The organism is Nocardia sp. FDAARGOS_372 (genome assembly GCF_002554515.1).
In the GTDB taxonomy this organism is placed as follows: domain Bacteria; phylum Actinomycetota; class Actinomycetes; order Mycobacteriales; family Mycobacteriaceae; genus Nocardia; species Nocardia farcinica.
In genome coordinates this window covers 5,800,327-5,819,414 of record NZ_PDDW01000001.1, presented here as the reverse complement: position 1 = coordinate 5,819,414, position 19,088 = coordinate 5,800,327, and the positions used below count along the sequence as shown (strand labels likewise).

Annotated in this window: 22 protein-coding genes; 11 read left to right on the top strand and 11 right to left on the bottom strand. The window is 70.0% G+C overall.

The window, feature by feature from the left end:
- The first annotated feature begins 1 nt into the window (after position 1).
- The gene (locus tag CRM89_RS27070) at positions 2 to 640 is read left to right on the top strand and encodes a Type 1 glutamine amidotransferase-like domain-containing protein (RefSeq protein WP_098086617.1); all 639 of its coding nucleotides are present in this window, start codon (positions 2 to 4) and stop codon (positions 638 to 640) included.
- A 43-nt stretch (positions 641 to 683) separates the two neighbouring features.
- Here CRM89_RS27070 and CRM89_RS27065 read toward each other — a convergent pair whose 3' ends face one another.
- Both CRM89_RS27065 and CRM89_RS27060 read right to left on the bottom strand, forming a co-directional pair.
- Positions 684 to 1,151 carry a GtrA family protein gene (locus CRM89_RS27065; RefSeq protein ID WP_098086616.1) on the bottom strand — a complete coding sequence of 156 codons (468 nt, stop codon included), beginning with the start codon at positions 1,149 to 1,151 and terminating at the stop codon, positions 684 to 686.
- 68 nt (positions 1,152 to 1,219) lie between these two features.
- Positions 1,220 to 1,528 carry a hypothetical protein gene (locus CRM89_RS27060; protein ID WP_011207538.1) on the bottom strand — a complete coding sequence of 103 codons (309 nt, stop codon included), beginning with the start codon at positions 1,526 to 1,528 and terminating at the stop codon, positions 1,220 to 1,222.
- Positions 1,529 to 1,731: 203 nt separating this feature from the next.
- On the opposite strand from CRM89_RS27060, the gene CRM89_RS27055 reads away from it, so the two are divergent.
- A complete protein-coding gene (locus CRM89_RS27055; protein WP_098086615.1) occupies positions 1,732 to 3,090 on the top strand; it encodes an FAD-binding oxidoreductase in 1,359 nt (452 codons plus the stop codon).
- Positions 3,091 to 3,133: 43 nt separating this feature from the next.
- Positions 3,134 to 3,421, top strand: coding sequence for a GNAT family N-acetyltransferase (locus CRM89_RS27050; protein ID WP_041559878.1), 288 nt, complete (start codon positions 3,134 to 3,136; stop codon positions 3,419 to 3,421).
- A gap of 60 nt (positions 3,422 to 3,481) precedes the next feature.
- On the opposite strand, the gene CRM89_RS27045 is transcribed toward CRM89_RS27050, so the two are convergent.
- A complete protein-coding gene (locus tag CRM89_RS27045; RefSeq protein WP_011207535.1) occupies positions 3,482 to 4,642 on the bottom strand; it encodes an acyl-CoA dehydrogenase in 1,161 nt (386 codons plus the stop codon).
- Between the two features lie 172 nt (positions 4,643 to 4,814).
- Positions 4,815 to 5,498: a TetR family transcriptional regulator gene (locus tag CRM89_RS27040; RefSeq protein WP_060593024.1), complete on the bottom strand. Its 684-nt coding sequence runs from the start codon at positions 5,496 to 5,498 to the stop codon at positions 4,815 to 4,817.
- Between the two features lie 99 nt (positions 5,499 to 5,597).
- Between CRM89_RS27040 and CRM89_RS27035 the strand changes: the two genes are divergently transcribed.
- The gene (locus CRM89_RS27035; protein ID WP_050767956.1) at positions 5,598 to 6,056 is read left to right on the top strand and encodes a helix-turn-helix domain-containing protein; all 459 of its coding nucleotides are present in this window, start codon (positions 5,598 to 5,600) and stop codon (positions 6,054 to 6,056) included.
- Positions 6,056 to 6,613, top strand: a complete 558-nt coding sequence (locus CRM89_RS27030) for a PIN domain-containing protein (RefSeq protein WP_086838485.1) — start codon at positions 6,056 to 6,058, stop codon at positions 6,611 to 6,613. Before CRM89_RS27035 ends, CRM89_RS27030 begins: the two co-directional genes overlap by 1 nt.
- 10 nt (positions 6,614 to 6,623) lie before the next feature.
- Here the strand turns inward: CRM89_RS27030 and purE are convergent, their stop codons facing one another.
- Together purE and CRM89_RS27020 are read right to left on the bottom strand one after the other, a co-directional pair.
- Positions 6,624 to 7,130 carry a 5-(carboxyamino)imidazole ribonucleotide mutase gene (gene purE, locus CRM89_RS27025; protein WP_371392075.1) on the bottom strand — a complete coding sequence of 169 codons (507 nt, stop codon included), beginning with the start codon at positions 7,128 to 7,130 and terminating at the stop codon, positions 6,624 to 6,626.
- A gap of 1 nt (position 7,131) precedes the next feature.
- Entirely contained in the window at positions 7,132 to 8,334 is a 1,203-nt protein-coding gene (locus CRM89_RS27020) for a 5-(carboxyamino)imidazole ribonucleotide synthase (protein ID WP_041559875.1), read from the bottom strand.
- A 57-nt stretch (positions 8,335 to 8,391) separates the two neighbouring features.
- Here CRM89_RS27020 and CRM89_RS27015 point away from each other — a divergent pair, with 57 nt between their 5' ends.
- On the top strand, positions 8,392 to 8,934 hold the full coding sequence (locus CRM89_RS27015) for a GtrA family protein (protein WP_011207529.1): 543 nt from the start codon (positions 8,392 to 8,394) through the stop codon (positions 8,932 to 8,934).
- Here CRM89_RS27015 and CRM89_RS27010 read toward each other — a convergent pair whose 3' ends face one another.
- From CRM89_RS27010 to CRM89_RS26995, 4 genes are all read right to left on the bottom strand, one after another.
- On the bottom strand, positions 8,935 to 10,242 hold the full coding sequence (locus CRM89_RS27010) for a HAMP domain-containing sensor histidine kinase (protein ID WP_060593026.1): 1,308 nt from the start codon (positions 10,240 to 10,242) through the stop codon (positions 8,935 to 8,937). It lies immediately after the preceding gene.
- A gap of 1 nt (position 10,243) precedes the next feature.
- Positions 10,244 to 10,921 carry a response regulator transcription factor gene (locus CRM89_RS27005; protein ID WP_098086613.1) on the bottom strand — a complete coding sequence of 226 codons (678 nt, stop codon included), beginning with the start codon at positions 10,919 to 10,921 and terminating at the stop codon, positions 10,244 to 10,246.
- Between the two features lie 16 nt (positions 10,922 to 10,937).
- The gene (locus tag CRM89_RS27000) at positions 10,938 to 11,441 is read right to left on the bottom strand and encodes a PH domain-containing protein (protein WP_098086612.1); all 504 of its coding nucleotides are present in this window, start codon (positions 11,439 to 11,441) and stop codon (positions 10,938 to 10,940) included.
- 91 nt (positions 11,442 to 11,532) lie between these two features.
- Positions 11,533 to 12,354 (bottom strand): biotin--[acetyl-CoA-carboxylase] ligase, encoded by an 822-nt coding sequence (locus CRM89_RS26995; protein ID WP_060593028.1) that lies wholly within the window; start codon positions 12,352 to 12,354, stop codon positions 11,533 to 11,535.
- Positions 12,355 to 12,507: 153 nt separating this feature from the next.
- On the opposite strand from CRM89_RS26995, the gene CRM89_RS26990 reads away from it, so the two are divergent.
- From CRM89_RS26990 to CRM89_RS26980, 3 genes are all read left to right on the top strand, one after another.
- Positions 12,508 to 14,148: an acyl-CoA carboxylase subunit beta gene (locus CRM89_RS26990; protein WP_098086611.1), complete on the top strand. Its 1,641-nt coding sequence runs from the start codon at positions 12,508 to 12,510 to the stop codon at positions 14,146 to 14,148.
- Between the two features lie 100 nt (positions 14,149 to 14,248).
- Positions 14,249 to 14,578, top strand: coding sequence for an acyl-CoA carboxylase subunit epsilon (locus CRM89_RS26985; RefSeq protein ID WP_060593030.1), 330 nt, complete (start codon positions 14,249 to 14,251; stop codon positions 14,576 to 14,578).
- Between the two features lie 9 nt (positions 14,579 to 14,587).
- The gene (locus CRM89_RS26980; RefSeq protein ID WP_098086610.1) at positions 14,588 to 15,226 is read left to right on the top strand and encodes a nucleoside triphosphate pyrophosphatase; all 639 of its coding nucleotides are present in this window, start codon (positions 14,588 to 14,590) and stop codon (positions 15,224 to 15,226) included.
- On the opposite strand, the gene CRM89_RS26975 is transcribed toward CRM89_RS26980, so the two are convergent.
- Positions 15,152 to 15,916 carry a metalloregulator ArsR/SmtB family transcription factor gene (locus CRM89_RS26975; RefSeq protein WP_060593032.1) on the bottom strand — a complete coding sequence of 255 codons (765 nt, stop codon included), beginning with the start codon at positions 15,914 to 15,916 and terminating at the stop codon, positions 15,152 to 15,154. The genes CRM89_RS26980 and CRM89_RS26975 overlap by 75 nt on opposite strands.
- A gap of 163 nt (positions 15,917 to 16,079) precedes the next feature.
- Between CRM89_RS26975 and CRM89_RS26970 the strand changes: the two genes are divergently transcribed.
- Positions 16,080 to 16,994: a sulfurtransferase gene (locus tag CRM89_RS26970; protein ID WP_060593033.1), complete on the top strand. Its 915-nt coding sequence runs from the start codon at positions 16,080 to 16,082 to the stop codon at positions 16,992 to 16,994.
- Between the two features lie 252 nt (positions 16,995 to 17,246).
- Positions 17,247 to 19,043 carry an acetyl/propionyl/methylcrotonyl-CoA carboxylase subunit alpha gene (locus CRM89_RS26965; RefSeq protein ID WP_098086609.1) on the top strand — a complete coding sequence of 599 codons (1,797 nt, stop codon included), beginning with the start codon at positions 17,247 to 17,249 and terminating at the stop codon, positions 19,041 to 19,043.
- The last annotated feature ends 45 nt before the right edge of the window (positions 19,044 to 19,088 follow it).

Sequence of the window (19,088 nt, the reverse complement as noted above, 5' to 3'; positions counted from 1 at the left end):
CGTGCGCCTGTTCCTGGCGAGTTACCGCTTCGGGCGGCACGCGCAGCGGCTGGCCCGGCTCGTCGGCGGGCCGGGCCGGGTCGCGGTGGTGCCCAACGCCTGTGACGCCTGGCCGAGCGCCTGGCAGGCGGCGGTGACCAGCGACCTGGTGCCGCTGCGGCGGGCGGGCTACGCCCCCGAGGTGGTCGACCTGCGGGACCACCTCGGACAGCCCGCGGCGCTGGAGCGGCGGCTCCGGGAGTTCCCGCTGCTGTGGGTGCGGGGTGGGAACACCTTCGTGCTGCGGGCGCAGTTCGCGCGCAGCGGGGCCGACCGCGTGATACCCGACCTGCTGGCCGAGGACCGGCTCGCCTACGCGGGGTACAGCGCCGGTGCGTGCGTGCTCACGCCCGACCTGCACGGGCTCGACGTCGTCGACGATCCGCAGGAAGTGGTCACGGCCTGTGGCGTCGCGCCGCGCTGGGACGGCCTCGGCCTGGTGCCCTACCGGATCGTCCCGCATCTCGACTCCCCCACCGACCCGGACGGCGCGTGCCGTCGAATCGCCGAGAGGTACCGGGCGGCCGGGGTGCCGCACCACGCGCTCACCGACGACGAGGTACTGGTGGTGGACGGGGACGAGTTCGAACGGCTGGGGTGAGCACTCCCGGACCGATCGGCCCGGCCGTGCCTGCGCGGACGGGTCAGCGGCGGAAGACGATCCAGCGCATCGCCGAGTACATGTAGATCGCCTCGCACCCGCCCGCCACCAGCCGCGCCAGGTGGTAGTCGAGGCCCGCCGCCGCCAGCCCGCTGCCCACGCCGAGGATGAACGCGAGATAGTTCACCACCACGACCACGACGTAGACGACCAGCTGACGGCCGACCGGTGCGTGCGAGTGGAAGTTGAGGGTGCGGTTGAGCACGAAGGCCACGCCGAACGCGCAGGCGTAGGCGATCGAGATCGCCACCGGCAGGGGCCACCCCAGACCACCGTGCATGGCGGTCAACAGCAGCAGATCCAGCCCGAAGGTGCCGCTGTTGATCAGCGCGAAGCCGAGGAACGTCGGCGGGACGATCCGGTCCAGCCTCCACGGCAGCCGTCGCACCACGGCCGCGCACCAGGCGCTGAACCGGTCGGCGAGGTTGTCGGTGGTGACAGCGGCGGGCACGCCGCCAGGATGGCAGCGGCAGGTGACGGCCGGATGATCATCGGGCGAACCGGAGACGATCCGGTCGGTCAGCCGATGCGGCTGACCGGTTCGGGACGCTCGAGGGCCGACCAGGCCATGGCCCACCGGCGCCGGGTGACGTCGTCGGCGTCGGCGAGCAGCGCGTCCAGCAGGGTCCGCGGATCCCGCCGCCAGCGCCCGACGATCCGTTCCAACGCCTGCTTGTCGAACAACCCCGAGCCCTCCAGGGCGGCCGCCCACGGGCCGAACTCGCCCGCGTGGATCCGGCGCAGCGTGTCGAGGTCGACCGCGGTGTCGCCGAGATCGTCGGCGAAGACGGCGGCGACGAGGTCGAGGTCCGGTCCTTCGGTGCGCATCGCATAACCTCTCTGGGCTCATCCCCGGGCGCGCGCGGAGCGCTGCTACCCGAGGTCGTTCTCGCTTTCCAACGGTCCTGCTTCGCCGACGACCCGACCCGGCGATTCTTGCCCGGCAACGTGCGAAATACCAGCCCGGGCGTACCAATTCACATCCGGGCAACCCGCCCGGAACACCGGGCGCTCCGGGTAGCGTGGCACGGGTGGACCTGCACGACCTTGCTGCCGCGCTGTCCGACGGCGCCCTGCACACCGACCGCGACCTGCTGGAATCCTACCGACAGGACTGGGCCAAGGATCCCGCCGCCGGCGTACCGCTGGCGCTGGTCCGCGCGGCCGGAACCGACGATGTGGTGGCGACCCTGCGCTGGGCCAACGAGCATCGGGTGCCGGTGGTGCCGCGCGGGGCGGGCTCCGGGCTGTCCGGCGGGGCCACCGCCCTCGACGGCGGCATCGTGGTGAGCACCGAGCGGATGCGCGCGATCACCGTCGACCCGGTCACCCGCACCGCCGTGGTGCAGCCCGGGCTGCTCAACGCCGAGGTCAAGCGCGCCGTCGCCGAGTACGGCCTGTGGTATCCGCCGGACCCGTCCTCGTTCGAGATGTGTTCGATCGGCGGCAACGCGGCGACCAACGCGGGCGGGCTGTGCTGCGTGAAGTACGGCGTCACCACCGACTACGTCCTCGGCATGGAAGTGGTGCTCGCCGACGGCACCCCGGTGCGCCTCGGCGGGCCACGCCTGAAGGACTCCGCGGGCTTGTCGCTGACCAAGCTGTTCGTGGGCAGCGAGGGCACGCTCGGCATCATCACCGAACTCACCCTGCGCCTGTTGCCCGCCCAGCCGCGGCAGAGCACCGTCGTGGCGAGCTTCGCCGACCTGTCCGCCGCCACCGAGGCCATCCTCGCCATCACCGCCGCGCTCCGGCCCTCGATGCTCGAGTTCATGGACAGCGTGGCGATCAACGCGGTCGAGGACGAACTGCGCATGGGATTGGACCGCTCGGCCGCCGCGCTGCTGGTCGCACGCTCCGACGCGCCGGGCGAGTTCGCCGCGCGGGAGGCCGAGCTGATGGCCGAGGCATGCGAGAAGTCCGGCGCCACCGAGGTTTTCCATACCGAGGACGCGCAGGAGGGCGAGGCGTTCACCGCGGCGCGGCGATTCGCCATCCCGGCGGTGGAGCGGCTCGGGCCGCTGCTGCTCGAGGACGTCGGGGTGCCGCTGCCGCGGCTCGGCGAGCTCGTCACCGGGATCGCCGAGATCGCCCGGCGCAACGAGGTCACCGTCTCGGTGATCGCGCACGCGGGCGACGGCAACACCCACCCGCTGATCGTGCACGACCCCACCGACGCCGACAACACCGCCCGCGCGCACCGCGCCTTCGGCGAGATCATGGAGCTGGCGATCGCCCTGGGCGGCACCATCACCGGCGAACACGGTGTCGGACGCTTGAAGAAGGCGTGGCTGCCCGATCAGCTCGGGCCGGACGTGATCGCGCTGACCAAGCGCATCAAGGACGCCCTCGACCCACACGGCATCCTCAACCCCGGCGCCATCCTCTGACCGCCGAGGAACATTCCCGCCAGCGAAGGAGTTGCATCCGATCATGACGACCAGGCTCGAGCACAACGCCGCCGACACCCGCTACGAGATCTACGTCGACGACACCCTCGCCGGGTACGCCGACTACGCCGAGCGGGAGGACGCCAAGGTCCGCGACTTCCACCACACGATCACCTTCCCGGAGTTCCGCGGGCAGGGCATCGCGGGCAAGGTCGTCGAATATGCCCTCGACGACACCAGGGCCGCGGGCTTCACGGTCGTCCCCACCTGCTGGTATGTGGAGAAGTTCATCGCCGAGCACCGCGAATACGCCGACCTGCTCGCCCCGTAGGGATCGACGAGCACAAGGGGTGGCCCGGAAGTTCCGGGCCACCCCTTCGCGTCGGGCGGGTCAGCCGCGCAGCAGGGCGCGGCTCATGACCACGCGCTGGATCTGGTTGGTGCCCTCGTAGATCTGGGTGATCTTCGCGTCGCGCATCATGCGCTCGACCGGGAAGTCGGTGGTGTAGCCCGCGCCGCCGAAGAGCTGCACGGCGTTGGTGGTGACCTCCATCGCCACATCGGAGGCGAAGCACTTGGCGGCGGCGGAGATGAAGCCGAGGTTCTTCTCACCGCGCTCGGCACGGGCGGCCGAGGTGTAGACCATGAGACGGGCCGCCTCGATCTTCATCGCCATGTCGGCCAGCATGAACTGGGTGTTCTGGAAATCGGCGATGGCCTGGCCGAACTGCTTGCGGTCCTTGGTGTAGGCGATCGCGGCGTCGAGCGCACCCTGGGCCAGGCCGACGGCCTGCGCGCCGATGGTCGGGCGGGTGTGGTCGAGGGTCTGCAGCGCGGTCTTGAAGCCGGTGCCGGGCTCGCCGATGATGCGGTCGCCCGGGATGCGGCAGTTCTCGAAGTACAGTTCGGCGGTCGGCGAACCCTTGATGCCGAGCTTGTGCTCGAGCGGGCCGACCACGAAGCCCTCGTCGTCCTTGTGGACCATGAACGCGGAGATGCCGTTGGCGCCCTTGTCGGGGTCGGTCACCGCCATCACGGTGTACCAGGACGACTTGCCGCCGTTGGTGATCCAGCACTTGGAACCGTTGAGGATCCAGTCGTCGCCGTCCTGGCGGGCGCGGGTGCGCATGCTCGCGGCGTCGGAGCCCGCCTCACGCTCGGACAGCGCGTAGGAGGCCATCTCGCCGTTGACGATGTCGGGCAGCACCTTCTGCTTGAGCTCCTCGGAGCCGTTGAGGATCAGGCCCATGGTGCCGAGCTTGTTGACCGCGGGGATGAGCGAGGACGAACCACAGACGCGGGCGACCTCCTCGATCACGATGCAGGTGGCGACCGAGTCGGCACCCTGCCCGCCGTAGGCGTCGGGCACGTGCACGGCGTTGAAGCCCGCGGCGTTGAGCGCGCTCAGCGCCTCCTCGGGGAAGCGCGAGTTGCCGTCGACGTCCTTGGCGTAGGGCGCGATCTCCTTCTCCGCCAGCGCGCGGATGGCCGCACGCAGTTCGTCATGGAAGTCTTCGAGCTTGAACAGATCGAAATCGGGGTTTCCCGCCATCGGGCACGCTCCTGGGTTTCGGGTGGGTCTCGCCGCGGTCAGCAGCCTCTCGGCACATCGGCACCGTGCATCTCGGCACTCAGTGCCATGCCGCCTCCCAGTATACGCACGACCAGCGAGGCACTTGGGGATACGTTATGGCACTCGGTGTCACACCGGGCCGTGCGCCCGATCACAGACTACCCAGTCTGCGGGTGAGCAGGTCGGCGACGCGACGCGGCGGCAGATCGCGCGGGAACACCGCAACCACCAGTTCGTCGGACGCGGCCGGGCGCTCGGTGCCGCGCGGAATGGCGGCCAGCTCCACCCGCAGATCCGCCGCCCCGGCGTCGGACTCGCCCCGCACCATGCGCCGCAACAGGTAGTTGTGCGTGGCGGTCACCGCGGCGGTGAACTGGACCCGGGCCAGATCGGGCGAATCCGGCAGCCGGTCGCGCAGGTAGTCGGTGAACAGCCGCTCGTAGCGGAACACCGTGACGATCTCGCGCTCGCGCAACGCGGGCACGCGTCGCACCACGCGATACCGGCGCGCGGCGATGTCGCGCCACTGGGTGAACCGCTCGAAGACCTGCACGACGGCCTCGCACACGGCGTCCCACGGATCGCCCTGCGCCGCCTCCAGGAACGCCGACGCCGCGGCCAGCTGCGCCTCGTGATCGGCGAAGATCACGTCCTCCTTGGACCGGAACTGCCGGAAGAAGGTGCGCCGCGAGATCCCCGCCGCCTCCGCGATCTCGTCGACCGTGGTCGCCTCGTACCCCTTGTCGGCGAACAGCCGCAGCGCCTGATCCACCACCGTCAACCGGAACCGCGCCGGATCCACACCCACCCGCGCCCGCCCACTCTCCTCGCTCACCCCCCAACCGTATCGGCTGGACGACCGGGCTTCCCCGACCGAGAACGTTTCGAATATTTCGTTTATTGCGTATATTCGGATAGCGAGGAGGTGTGTGCGATGTCTCCAACCCACGCAGCCAAACGCATCGAGCCAGGCACCATCGACGCCGAGCTCGCCGCCCGAGCGATGCGGCGGATCAAGGACTACCTGGTAAAGCACCCCGCCGAAGAAACGGTCCCGGTAACCGCGGAAACGGGGCCGGACGAGCCGCTGGTTCTGCCGCGTGCCGTGGTGGACATGGTTGCGTTCATCCTCGCCCAAGCGGCCGCCGGACGAGGCGTGTCCCTCGTTCCGTCCAACGCCGAACTGACCACCCAGCAGGCTGCGGACATTCTGAACGTCTCCCGCCCCTATGTCGTCGGGCTCCTGGAATCGGGCGAGATCCCGTTCCGACTGGTGGGCACCCACCGCCGCATCAGGTTCGATGACTTGAAGGAGTACCAGCGGCGTAGCGAGGGACACAGCCGCGCCGCCGCCGACGAATTGTCCGACCTCGGTCAGGAGCTCGGCATCTGATGCCGTTCATCGCCCTGTACGACGCGAATGTTCTCTACGGCAACACGCTGCGCGACATGCTGATCCGCCTCGCTCGATCCGGGGTCGTCCAGGCGAAATGGACCGATGCGATCCTCGACGAGACCATGCGGACACTAGCGGCGAAGCGACCCGACATCGCCGAATCCAAGCTGAACCGCCTGCGCGAACTGATCGTCGCGGCCGTACCCGATTGCCTGGTCGAGGGTTACGAGCCGTTGATCGCCGGACTCCGGTTACCCGACCCCGACGACCGGCACGTGCTGGCGGCCGCGATCAAGGCGGGCGCCCAGGTGATAGTCACCGCCAACCTGGCCGACTTCCCCGCTGCCCAGCTGCGGCAGTGGAACATCGAGGCACGAGGCCCGGACGAGTTCGTCCTCGACCAAGTGCACCTCGACGATCGCGTGGTGTGGGCCTGCGTCCAACAGATCGCGGATTCTCGCCGCAACCCTCCCGAGACCGTCGACGACGTGCTCGAGGCACTCGAGAGCGCCGGCTTGGTCGAATCCGTCGCCGCGTTGCGGACTGGGCGGTAAACCGTCCGGTTCAGCCGAGGAGTTTGGTGCGGAGGGCTTCGTCCTTGTCGAGGACGAGTTTTTCCAGGTTGGCCTGGAACTGTTCCATGCGGGCGCGCAGGGTGGGGTCGGTGGCGGCGAGGATGCGGACGGCGAGCAGGCCGGCGTTGCGGGCGCCGCCGATGGAGACGGTGGCCACGGGCACGCCCGCGGGCATCTGCACGATGGACAGCAGGGAGTCCATGCCGTCGAGGTATTTCAGCGGCACGGGTACGCCGATCACCGGCAGCGGGGTGGCGGAGGCGACCATGCCGGGCAGGTGGGCGGCGCCGCCCGCACCGGCGATGATCACCTTCACCCCGCGGTCCGCGGCCCGGCGCGCGTAATCGAGCATGCGCTGCGGGGTGCGGTGCGCGGAGACGACACCCACCTCGAACCGGACGCCGAACTCGGCCAGCGCCTCGGCGGCGGCCTCCATCGTCGGCCAGTCCGAGTCGCTGCCCATGATCAGCCCCACGGCCGGGCCTGCGGTGTCCATCTCACTCATGCGGATCCCATCCGTCGGTCCAAACGGCGTGCGACATCCAGTGCGCCGCCCGCTCTGCTTTCTCCCGCACCACGGCGACGTCGTCGCCGAGCACGTTGACGTGCCCGATCTTGCGGTCGGGCCGCTCCCCCTTGCCGTACAGGTGCACCTTGGCCTCGGGCATCCGGGCGAACAGGTGGTGCAGCCGCTCGTCCATCGACATCGCCGGCGCCTCGGGCGCGCCGAGGATGTTCGCCATCACGGTGACCGGCGCCAGCGGCGCGGTGTCGCCGAGCGGATAGTCCAGCACCGCGCGCAGGTGCTGCTCGAACTGACCGGTCCGGGCGCCGTCCATGCCCCAGTGGCCGGAGTTGTGCGGACGCATGGCCAGCTCGTTGACCAGCAGTTCGCCCGCGTGGGTCTCGAACAGCTCGACCGCCATCACCCCGACGACGCCGAGTTCACGAGCCAGGTTCAGCGCCATCGTCTCCGCCGCGGTCGCGATCTCGTCGGGCAGATCGGGCGCGGGCGCGATGACCACCGCGCACTGCCCGTTGCGCTGCACGGTCTCCACCACCGGCCAGGTCGCGGCCTGCCCGAAGGGCGAGCGGGCCACCATCGCCGACAGCTCACGACGCAGGTCCACCTTCGCCTCGGCCAGCAACCGGGTGCCGCGGGCGAGCTGGTCGGTGACCAGTCGCTCGGCCTCGGTGGCGTCGGCGGGCATCCACACCCCGCGCCCGTCGTAGCCGCCGCGGACGGCCTTGAGCACGAACGGCCAGCCGTGCTCGTCGCCGAAGGCGATCGCCTCGGCGGGCGCGGTGACGGCGGTGAACGCGGGTACCGGCAGGCCGAGTTCCGCGAGCCGGGTGCGCATGGCCAGCTTGTCCTGGGCGTAGACCAGCGCGGTGGGCGGCGGCGCGACGTTGACGCCCTCGGCGACCAGCACCTCGAGATGTTCGGTCGGCACGTGCTCGTGGTCGAAGGTCAGCGCGTGCGAGCCGACGGCCGCCTTGCGCAGCGCGGCCAGATCGGTGTGCGAACCGAGCACGACCTCGGGACTGACCTGGGCGGCCGGGTCGTCGACCTTCTCGGCCAGTACCCGCAGCCGCTGGCCGAGGGCGATCGCGGCCTGGTGGGTCATCCGTGCCAGCTGCCCGCCGCCGATCATGGTGACGGTGGGCATGGTCGCGGGATCGAAGCTACGGGTGCTCACGTCATGCAATCTTGTCACGTCGGGTCCGCGGGACCCCTACCGGTACACTCGGCACTCGTGTCCATTGCCGACGACGCGGTCAGCGTCCTCCCCGAGCCCTTGCGGGAGATCGCCTACCGCCACCACGAGCTGATCAAGTTCGCCATCGTCGGGGCCACCACCTTCGTCATCGACAGCGGCATCTTCTATGCCCTGAAGTGGACCGTGCTCACCGAGAAGCCGGTCACCGCCAAGATCATCTCCGGCGTCGTCGCCGTGATCGCCTCCTACGTGCTCAACCGCGAATGGTCGTTCAAGAATCGCGGCGGCCGCGAGCGCCATCACGAGGCCCTGCTGTTCTTCGTGGTCAGTGGCATCGGCGTGGCGCTGAGCAACATCCCGCTGTGGATCTCGAGCTACGTGTTCGACCTGCGGCAACCCGCGGTCAGTTTCACCGTGGAGAACATCGCCGATTTCGTCAGCGCCTTCATCATCGGCAACCTGCTGCAGATGGCGTTCCGGTTCTGGGCCATGCGCCGCTGGGTGTTCCCCGACGAGATGGGGGAACTGGAGGCCGAGCTCGAGGAGCTCATGGAGGAAGAGCAGCTCGGGCGCAGCTGATCAACGCGGCTCGGGGGTGATCGCGACCGGCCGGTTCGGCGCGGAGGACCCGAGGAACACCCGGAACAACGCGGGGCGGCGGCGCTGTAGTTCGAGCCTGCCGCCGTCGGCCTCGATGAGGGCGCGCGCCAGCGCGAGGCCGACGCCGGTCGAACCGCCCGCGGAGAAGCCGCGATCGAAGATGTGCGGGGCGAGTTCGTCGCGCACACCCTCCCCTTCGTCGGCGACCTCCACGCACACCAGCGGCTCGCGGCCGTAGCCGGGGCGCACCGAGCGCACCGAGACGGTGCAGGTGCCGTCGCCGTGCATGAGCGCGTTGTCGACCAGCACGGTCACCGCCTCGCGCAGCCGGGACGCGGTCACCGGCGCACGCAGCGTCTCGTCCCCGGCCAGCAGTAGGGCACGGCCCGCCTCGTCGAAGGGGTGCTTCCACTCCTCGACGACACCGCGCAGCTCCTCCAGCACCGCGATGGGGTCGCGGTCGGCGGCGTCCTCGTCGCGGGAGGCGCGCACCAGATCGTCGATGGCCTCGGTGAGCCGGTCGACCTGCGCCATCGCCTCCTCGGCCTCGTGCACCACCTCCGGGTCGGTGTGCGCGGACAGCTCGTCCAGCCGCAACCGCACCGCGGTGAGCCTGCTGCGCAGCTGATGGGAGACGTCGGCGACGAGCGCGTGCTCGCGTTGCAGCCGACCGGCGATCTCCACCGTCGCCGAGTCGAGCACGTCGGAGACGCGGTCGAGTTCGGCGATGCCGTGCCTGCGCGGATCGGGACGGAAATCGCCCATCGCCAGGCGCGCCGCCCGGGCCGCGACGTCACGCAGCGGGTCGGCGACCCGGCGCGCGGTGACCACCGCGACACTGGCGGCGGCGCCGAGCGAGGCCAGCACCGCCAACGCCACCACCGCGACCGCCTGGCGCTGCATCTCCTTCATCGGCGCCGCGGGCACCTCGAGCCGCAGCGAACCCGAGGTGCCCATGGCCAGCGACTCCACCAGCGGATCGTCGACGTGTGCCGCGCCGAGGTCGACCCGGGAGGCGTTGTCCTGGGGGGCCGGATAGACGACGGTCAGCTTGCCGTTCACCGGCACCAGCGCACGTACCGCCCGCACGTCGAGCCCGCCGTGCACCATCCCGTCGACACCTTCCTGGGCCACCACCTCGGCGGCGATGCGGTCCAGGCGATTGCGCAGATCGTTGCGGGTGATGTCCTCCACCCACAGCCACGCCAGGTAGGTCAGCGGCACGCCGAGCACGACCGTGGTGATGGTCAGCACGGCCAGCATGGACCGCAGGATCCGGCGGCGCACGTCAGTCCGTGTTCAGCCGGAAGCCGACACCGCGCACCGTGACGATGCGGCGTTCGGCCATCGGGCCCTCGTCGCCGATCTTGCGGCGCAACCACGACATGTGCATGTCGAGGGTCTTGGACCCGCGCAGTTCGGCGTCGCCCCAGACCGCGCGCAGGATCGTCTCGCGCGGCACCACCTGGCCCGCCCGGTCGATCAGCACCTTGAGCAGCTCGTATTCCTTGTTCGCCAGACCGACCTCGACGCCGTTGACCAGCACCCGCCGCGCGGCCGGCTCCAGCCGGATGCCGCCGACCTCCACCGCCTCGTCACCGATGCCGCTGCGCCGCAACAAGGCCCGGACCCGGGCGAGCAGTTCGGCGAGCCGGAAGGGTTTGCCCACGTAGTCGTCGGCGCCGGCGTCCAAGCCGACCACGAAGTCGACCTCGTCGGTGCGCGCGGTGAGCATCAGCACCGCCAGGTCGGCGCCGCGGGCCCGGACCTGGCGGCACACCTCGAGCCCGTCCATTCCGGGCAGGCCGAGGTCGAGGATGAGCAGATCGTGATTGCCCTCCAGGGCCCGGCGCAGCACGGCCGGGCCGAAGCTCTCCACGGTGACGGTGTAGCCCTCCCGCCCCAGGGCGCGCGACAGCGGGGCGGCGATGGCCTCGTCGTCTTCGGCCAGGAGTACGGCGGTCATGCCACCAGATTACGGTTCAGTGCTCGCGCTGCGCCTCGAACACCTGGTAGTAGAGCAGCGCGTGCACCTTCTGCACGGCCGGGATGTCGTCGTATTCCAGCGGCTCCTCCGACGACGAGCCGATGATCAGGGTGCCGGTCCCGAGCAGCCGGTCGAAGAGCCCGTGGCGGAACTGCACGCTGGAGATGCGGCTCATCGGGATGTCGATGCCGGTGTGGGTCACCACGCCCTGCCGCACCAGCACCCGGCGCTCGGTGACGATGAAATGCGTTGACCTCCAGGCGAGCACGGGCGCGACCACGCGCCACACCACCACAACCGCCCACAGCGCGGGCACCAGGATCAACAGCGCGGTCCGCAGCGTGCCCTCGGTGGTGCGGTAGGCGAGTCCGCCGGCGAATCCTGCGAGGGCCGTGGCGACGATGAGCGTCACGATGGGCCAGAACAGCATCTTCCAATGCGGATGGCGGTGGAGTATCAGGTGCTCGTCGGGCGCGAGCACATCCTCCGGGTAACCCATGTGGGCAAACCCTACTCTCGCGACCGTCACGCGCCCGGCAACCCGGCCCGTGACACGGGCCATCACAGCGGATTTCGCCGGTCGCGCGAACTCAGTACTGTCCGCGCAGATGCGTGACGTCGCCCGCGGAGACCGCGTCGTCGCCGATCAGCAAACGCCCGGCGTCGTCGATGCCGGTGGCGATGCCGGTGAGCGTGCGCCCACCCGGCAGTTCGGCCATGACCTGGGCGCCGATGGTGGCGCACCGCTCCCGGTAGGCGGCCGCGAGTTCGGTGGTGTCCCAGCCCGCCTGGCGCCAGGCGTCGAACCGGCGGGAGAACTCGGCGAGGATCGCCAGCACCACCGCGGTGCGGTCCACCTGGGCCGCACCGGCGAGCTCGAGCGAGATGGCATGGGGCACGGGCAGTTCCGCCGCCGAGAGGCTGACGTTGACGCCGACGCCGACCACCACCGCGGGAGTGCCGCCGCTCGCGGCGACCTCGGCCAGGATGCCCGCGACCTTGCGCCCGCCGATGAGCACGTCGTTGGGCCACTTGAGATCCGCGGGCACGCCCGCGGCGGCGCGCAGCGCGTCCACCACGGCCACCCCGGTCAGCAGCGGCAGCCAGCCGAGCACCGCGGGCTCGAGCCCGCGCGGGCGCACCAGCATCGACATGGCGATCTGCGCACGCGGCGGGCTGGTCCAGCTGCGGGCGTGCCTGCCGCGCCCGGCCTGCTGCGTCTCGGCGAGCAGGACGGTGCCCGCCGCGCCGGGGTCGCTCGCCCGCGCGATCAGGTCGGCGTTGGTCGATCCGGTGGCCTCGACCACCTCGACCCGCGAGAACAACGACAACTCCGGTGATTCGACACCGCGCCGCAGCCGGGTCACATCCAGGGGCGGGCGCCGTGACGCATCCGACGAAGGGCTTTGCACACGGTGAGGCTACCGCCGGGCCGGAGGGATCATTCGCGCAGGGCAGAGCCGTGGCAAGAGGGCTCGACGTGGGGTTCGACCTGCGCTTTTCTACTCACGGGTAGCCCCCGCGCCGTTACAGACCATTCCTGTCTCTGGTTACACTCCGAAGCCATGACGAGTGTCCAGCAGCAGTCCGCATCAGGTTCGGCGGGCTCCCCCGATATCCACACCACCGCCGGGAAGCTGGCTGACCTGCGGAATCGGCTGGAAGAGGCCAAACACCCGATGGGTGAGGCCGTGGTCGACAAGGTGCACGCGAAGGGCAAGATGACCGCCCGCGAGCGCATCCTGGCGCTGCTCGACGAAGGCTCGTTCGTCGAGCTCGACGCGTTGGCCCGGCACCGCAGCGTCAACTTCGGCCTGGAGAACAACCGCCCGCTGGGCGACGGCGTGGTCACCGGCTACGGCACCATCGACGGCCGCGACGTCTGCATCTTCAGCCAGGACGTCACCGTCTTCGGCGGCAGCCTCGGCGAGGTCTACGGCGAGAAGATCGTCAAGGTCATGGACCTGGCGCTCAAGACCGGCCGTCCGCTGATCGGCATCAACGAGGGCGCGGGCGCGCGCATCCAGGAGGGCGTGGTCTCGCTCGGCCTCTACGGCGAGATCTTCCACCGCAACATCCAGGCCTCCGGCGTGATCCCGCAGATCTCGCTGATCATGGGCCCGGCCGCGGGCGGGCACGTCTACTCCCCCGCGCTCACCGACTTCGTGGTGATGGTCGACCAGACCAGCCAGATGTTCGTCACCGGTCCCGACGTCATCAAGACCGTCACCGGCGAGGAAGTCACCATGGAGGAGCTGGGCGGCGCCCACACCCACATGGTGAAGTCCGGTGTGGCCCACTACGTCGCCTCCGGCGAGCAGGACGCCCTGGACTACGTCAAGGATCTGCTGTCCTACCTGCCGAGCAACAACCGTGCCGAGCCGCCGCGGTTCCCGGCCTCCGACCCGATCGAGGGCGCCATCGAGGACTCGCTCACCGACGAGGACCTCGAGCTGGACACGATCATCCCGGACTCGCCGAACCAGCCCTACGACATGCACGAGGTCATCCGTCGCCTGCTCGACGACGACGAGTTCCTCGAGGTGCAGGCCGAGCGCGCGATGAACATCATCGTCGGCTTCGGGCGCATCGACGGCCGCAGCGTGGGCATCGTGGCCAACCAGCCGACCCAGTTCGCCGGCTGCCTCGACATCGACGCCTCGGAGAAGGCGGCGCGGTTCGTGCGCACCTGCGACGCGTTCAACGTCCCGATCATCACCCTGGTGGACGTGCCCGGCTTCCTGCCCGGCACCGACCAGGAGTACAACGGCATCATCCGCCGCGGCGCGAAGCTGCTCTACGCCTACGGCGAGGCCACTGTGGGCAAGATCACGATCATCACCCGCAAGGCCTACGGCGGCGCCTACGACGTGATGGGTTCCAAGCACATGGGCGCCGATGTGAACCTCGCCTGGCCGACCGCGCAGATCGCCGTGATGGGTGCCTCCGGCGCCGTCGGGTTCGTCTACCGCAAGCAGTTGCAGCAGGCCGCCAAGGACGGCGCCGACGTCGATGCGCTGCGGCTCGAGCTCCAGAACGAGTACGAGGACACCCTCGTGAACCCCTACGTCGCCGCCGAGCGCGGGTACGTCGACGCGGTCATCCCGCCCTCGCACACCCGGGGCCAGATCGTCTCGGCGCTGCGTCTGCTCGAGCGCAAGATGGTCACTCTGCCGCCGAAGAAACACGGCAACATCCCGCTCTGAATAAGCGATACCCTCGGTAGGCCGCGCACACTGGTAACGAGAGGCGATGAGCCGATCCGAGGGAACACGCCTGATCGAGATAGAGAGAGGATCTGGCACTGTGACGACCGTGGCAGAAGAAGAGGTGTTGACCGCCGCCGAGCTGGATCTCGCCGTCGAACCGGTCACCGACGCGGCCGAGAGCGAAGCGAGCACCGACGCGCCGACGGCGGAGGCCGGTGCGGCTCCGTTCCTGCGCATCCTCAAGGGCTCACCCACCGATGCGGAAATCGCCGCGCTGGTGTGCGTATTCGCGGCGGCGGCGGGCAACGGCGGCCAGGACTCCGGTCCGGCCCGGCCCCTCGACATGTGGGGCAGGCCGACCCTCATGCACCGCGGGACGTCGCCCTTCTCGCCGTACGCGTTCCCGCAGCTGTCGCAGCTGCGCTGACGGCGGGACATGACCTCGACGCTGGTTCTCGCGTCCGCGTCCCCCGCGCGCAGGCAGGTTCTGCGCGCGGCGGGCATCGACCCGGTCGTCCGGGGCTCCGACGTCGACGAGGACGCGGTGGCCGCGGCACTGCCGCCGGACACCGCGCCCGCGACGGTGGTGGTCGAACTCGCCCGCGCCAAGGCCGCGGCGGTGGCCGCCGACATTCCCGAGTACGCCACCGATTGCGTTGTCGTCGGCTGTGATTCGATGCTGCTGCTCGACGGTGAGCTACAGGGCAAACCCCATACTCCCGAGGTGGCGCGCGCCCGCTGGGCGCAGATGGCCGGGCGCAGCGCCGAACTCGTCACCGGGCACTGCGTGCTGCGGCTGCGCGGGGGCGCCGTCGTCGCCGAGGCGACCGACTGCAGCGCCACCACGGTCCATTTCGCGAAGCCCGAGCCCGAGGAACTCGACGCCTATCTGGCCTCGGGTGAACCTCTCCAGGTGGCCGGTGCGTTCACCCTCGACGGGCTCGGCGGCTGGTTCGTCGACCGGATCGAGGGCGACCCGTCCAGCGTCATCGGGATCGGCCTACCACTGCTGCGCCGACTGCTTGGCGACGTTGGGGTCGGTGTTGCGCAGCTGTGGCGCCACCCGGCCCGCTGAGGGCGGCGTGAGGGCCGGTTCGGCCTCGTTCTCCGCGCCGATCGGCACGGCGGCCCGGCGCGCCAGCTCCAGGCGCGCCACGCACAGCTCCGGCTCCACGAACGGATGCAGGCGCACGTTCACCGCGCCACGCTCGCCGCTGCGGTCGAGCACCTCCTCGATCAGCCCCAGATGCACGCCGCACACCACGTCGGTGTGGGTGCGCGCCAGATCGCGCAGGGGGCAGCCGGTCATCCGGATCACCACCTGATCGCTCTCCTCGCCGGAGGGGTCGCGTTCGGGGGCGAAGCCGAGTTCGGACAGCAGGCCGACGGTGACCTCCCGCACGTCGGCGAGTGTCTCGATGCGGCGCTCCTCGGCGTCGAGCTTCGCGCCCCAGGCCCGGCCCGCCGCGACCGCCGCCTCGGAACGGCTGCGCGAATCCGGACCGAGCTGCTCGGCGAGCACCTGGGCCAATTCCTGATAACCGAGGGTGCGCTGCACCGCGCGATAGCCGATGCGTGGCCTGCCCCGGCCGCGGGGCGGTTGCTGGAATTGCCGGACCAGCGATTCCTTGGTCAGTACATCGAGGTGGAAACGAACCGTGGTGACGTGCTGTCCGGTGATTCTGGCCAGTTCCTGGGCATCGAGGGGCTCGCTTGCGCCACGTAGGATCGCGAGCAGTCGCCGCCGCGGCCAAGAATCGGACATAGCTCACCCCTCCTCTCCGGAGACTTTATCGGATGCCGGTTCGATCTATTCGTCCATTCGGTCGATTGGGCATCTGAAACGAGTTTCAGTATCGACCCACCTCTACCATCGCTGTGAGACCCGAACTTCGTGACACCGCCTACTCGTGCGAAGGAAACCGATCGTGCCCGTTGCCCCGGACCCTCACACCCCATTCGGTGCCTACGCACATCCTCACCGATTGGTAACCACGGAGTGGCTGTCGGCAAACATCGGCGCGCCGGGGTTGAAGATCGTGGAGTCGAACGAGGACATCCTGCTCTACGACATCGGCCACGTGCCCGGCGCCATCAAGATCGACTGGCGCGGTGATCTGGAAGATCCGTTGATGCGCGACTACATCGACGGCCCGCGCTTCACCGAGTTGATGCGGGCCAAGGGCATCGGTCGCGAGGACACGGTGGTGATCTACGGCGACCGCGGTAACGCCCAGGCCGCGCACACGCTGTGGCTGTTCACCTTGTTCGGGCACCAGGACGTACGGCTGCTCGACGGTGGCCGCGAGGCCTGGATCTCCGAGGGCCGCGACACCACCTTCGAGCCGCCCTACCTCACCGTCAGCGACTACCCGGCCGCGCGACGCGACGACACCACCGCCCGCGCCTTCCGCGACGACGTGCTCGCCCACCTGGGCAAACCGCTGCTGGACGTGCGCTCACCGCGGGAGTACTCCGGGGAACTCGCGCACGATCCCGGCAACCCCGTCGACGGCGCGCTGCGCGGCGGCCACATCCCCACCGCCCGCAACATCCCCTGGACCGAGGCGTTCGGCGCCGACGGCCGGTTCCGGTCGCGCGCGGAGCTGGACGAGGTGTACCGCGAGCTGGCCGGGTCCGAGGAACTGATCGTCTACAGCCGGGTCGGCGAGCGTTCCAGCCTCACCTGGTTCGTGCTCACCTTCCTGCTCGGCCTGCCCGCCGTGCGCAACTACGACGGTTCCTGGACCGAATGGGGCAATTCGGTACGGTTGCCGATTGCCAAGGGCGACGAGCCGGGCGAGGCGCCGGTCCGACCCGGGCGGCGTGCACGGGCGCGGTGACCGCACGCTAAAGTGAGGTCGGATGCCCGCACACAGGACTCCGCACACAACCGTGGCCGAGTGTGATCCGCCACCTACTGTTCAGTAGGGCTATCCGAGTTCGGCGCGAATTGGCAGACTGCCTACACTCGCCCGAGACGTACATTGTCGACACGGGCGCGGAGCCTGCGCGGTGTTCGTACCCCTACCGGGATCGGGCCGCGCGGCCACCATCCCGCGAAGCGACCAGAAGATTGCAAACCAGGAGGCTCAGTGCCCAGCCATGCCAGCGCGCGGATCACGAAGGTACTCGTAGCTAACCGCGGCGAGATCGCCGTGCGCGTGATCCGGGCGGCCAAGGACGCAGGCATCGCCAGCGTCGCCGTGTATGCCGAGCCCGATGCCGACGCACCCTTCGTGAAGCTGGCCGACGAGGCCTTCGCGCTGGGCGGCCAGACCTCGGCCGAGTCGTACCTCGTGTTCGACAAGATCCTCGACGCCGCGGCCAAGTCCGGCGCCGACGCCATCCACCCCGGTTACGGCTTCCTCTCCGAGAACGCCGACTTCGCCCAGGCCGTCATCGACGCGGGCCTGATCTGGATCGGCCCGTCGCCGCAGTCCATCCGCGACCTCGGTGACAAGGTCACCGCCCGGCACATCGCCGAGCGCGCGAACGCGCCGATGGCCGCGGGCACCAAGGACCCGGTGAAGAACGCCGACGAGGTGGTCGAGTTCGCCAAGCAGTACGGCGTGCCGGTCGCGATCAAGGCGGCCTTCGGCGGTGGCGGTCGCGGCATGAAGGTCGCCCACACCATCGAGGAGATCCCCGAGCTGTTCGAGTCGGCCACCCGCGAGGCCATCGCCGCCTTCGGCCGCGGCGAGTGCTTCGTCGAGCAGTACCTGGACAAGGCCCGCCACGTCGAGGCCCAGGTCATCGCCGACAAGCACGGCAACGTCGTGGTCGCGGGCACCCGCGACTGCTCGCTGCAGCGCCGTTTCCAGAAGCTCGTCGAGGAGGCGCCCGCGCCGTTCCTGTCCGACGAGGTGCGCGCCAAGATCCACGAGTCCGCCAAGCGGATCTGCCGCGAGGCCGGCTACTACGGCGCGGGCACCGTGGAGTACCTGGTGCAGGGCGAGACCGTGTCGTTCCTCGAGGTGAACACCCGCCTGCAGGTCGAGCACCCGGTCACCGAGGAGACCGCGGGCATCGACCTGGTGCGCCAGCAGTTCCGCATCGCCAACGGTGAGGAACTGGAGATCAAGGAGGACCCGACCCCGCGCGGGCACGCCTTCGAGTTCCGCATCAACGGCGAGGACGCCGGCCGCAACTTCCTGCCCGCCCCCGGCCCGGTCACCGTGTACCGCGAGCCGGCCGGTCCCGGCGTGCGCGTCGACTCCGGCGTCGTGCAGGGCAGCGTGATCGGCGGTCAGTTCGACTCGATGCTGGCCAAGCTGATCGTCTACGGCGAGAACCGCACCCAGGCGCTCGAGCGTGCCCGTCGCGCGCTGGCCGAGTTCGAGGTCGAGGGCCTGGCCACCGTCATCCCGTTCCACCGGGCCATCGTCGAGCACCCCGCCTTCATCGGTGACGGTGAGAAGTTCGACGTCTACACCAAGTGGATCGAGACCGAGTGGGAGAACACCATCGAGCCGTACACCGGCGGTGGCGCTCCCGCGGAGGAGGACGAGGACGGGCCGCGTCAGAAGGTGGTCGTCGAGGTCGGCGGGCGTCGCGTCGAGGTCTCGCTGCCCGGCAACTTCAGCATCGGCGGCGGCAGTGGCAACGGTGGCGGCGGCGCGATCCGCAAGAAGCCCAAGCCGCGCAAGCGCGGTGGCGCGGGCGGCGGCGCCGCCTCCGGTGACGCCGTGACCGCCCCGATGCAGGGCACCGTGGTCAAGGTCGCCGTCGAGGAAGGCCAGTCCGTCGAGGCGGGCGACCTGATCGTGGTGCTCGAGGCCATGAAGATGGAGAACCCGGTCAACGCGCACAAGGCCGGTGTGGTCACCGGTCTCGCGGTGGAGGCGGGCGCCGCCATCACCCAGGGCACGGTGCTGGCCGAGATCAAGTAGGACCGACCGTCGAGAGCGGGTGTGGACCGGGTCCGCACCCGCTCT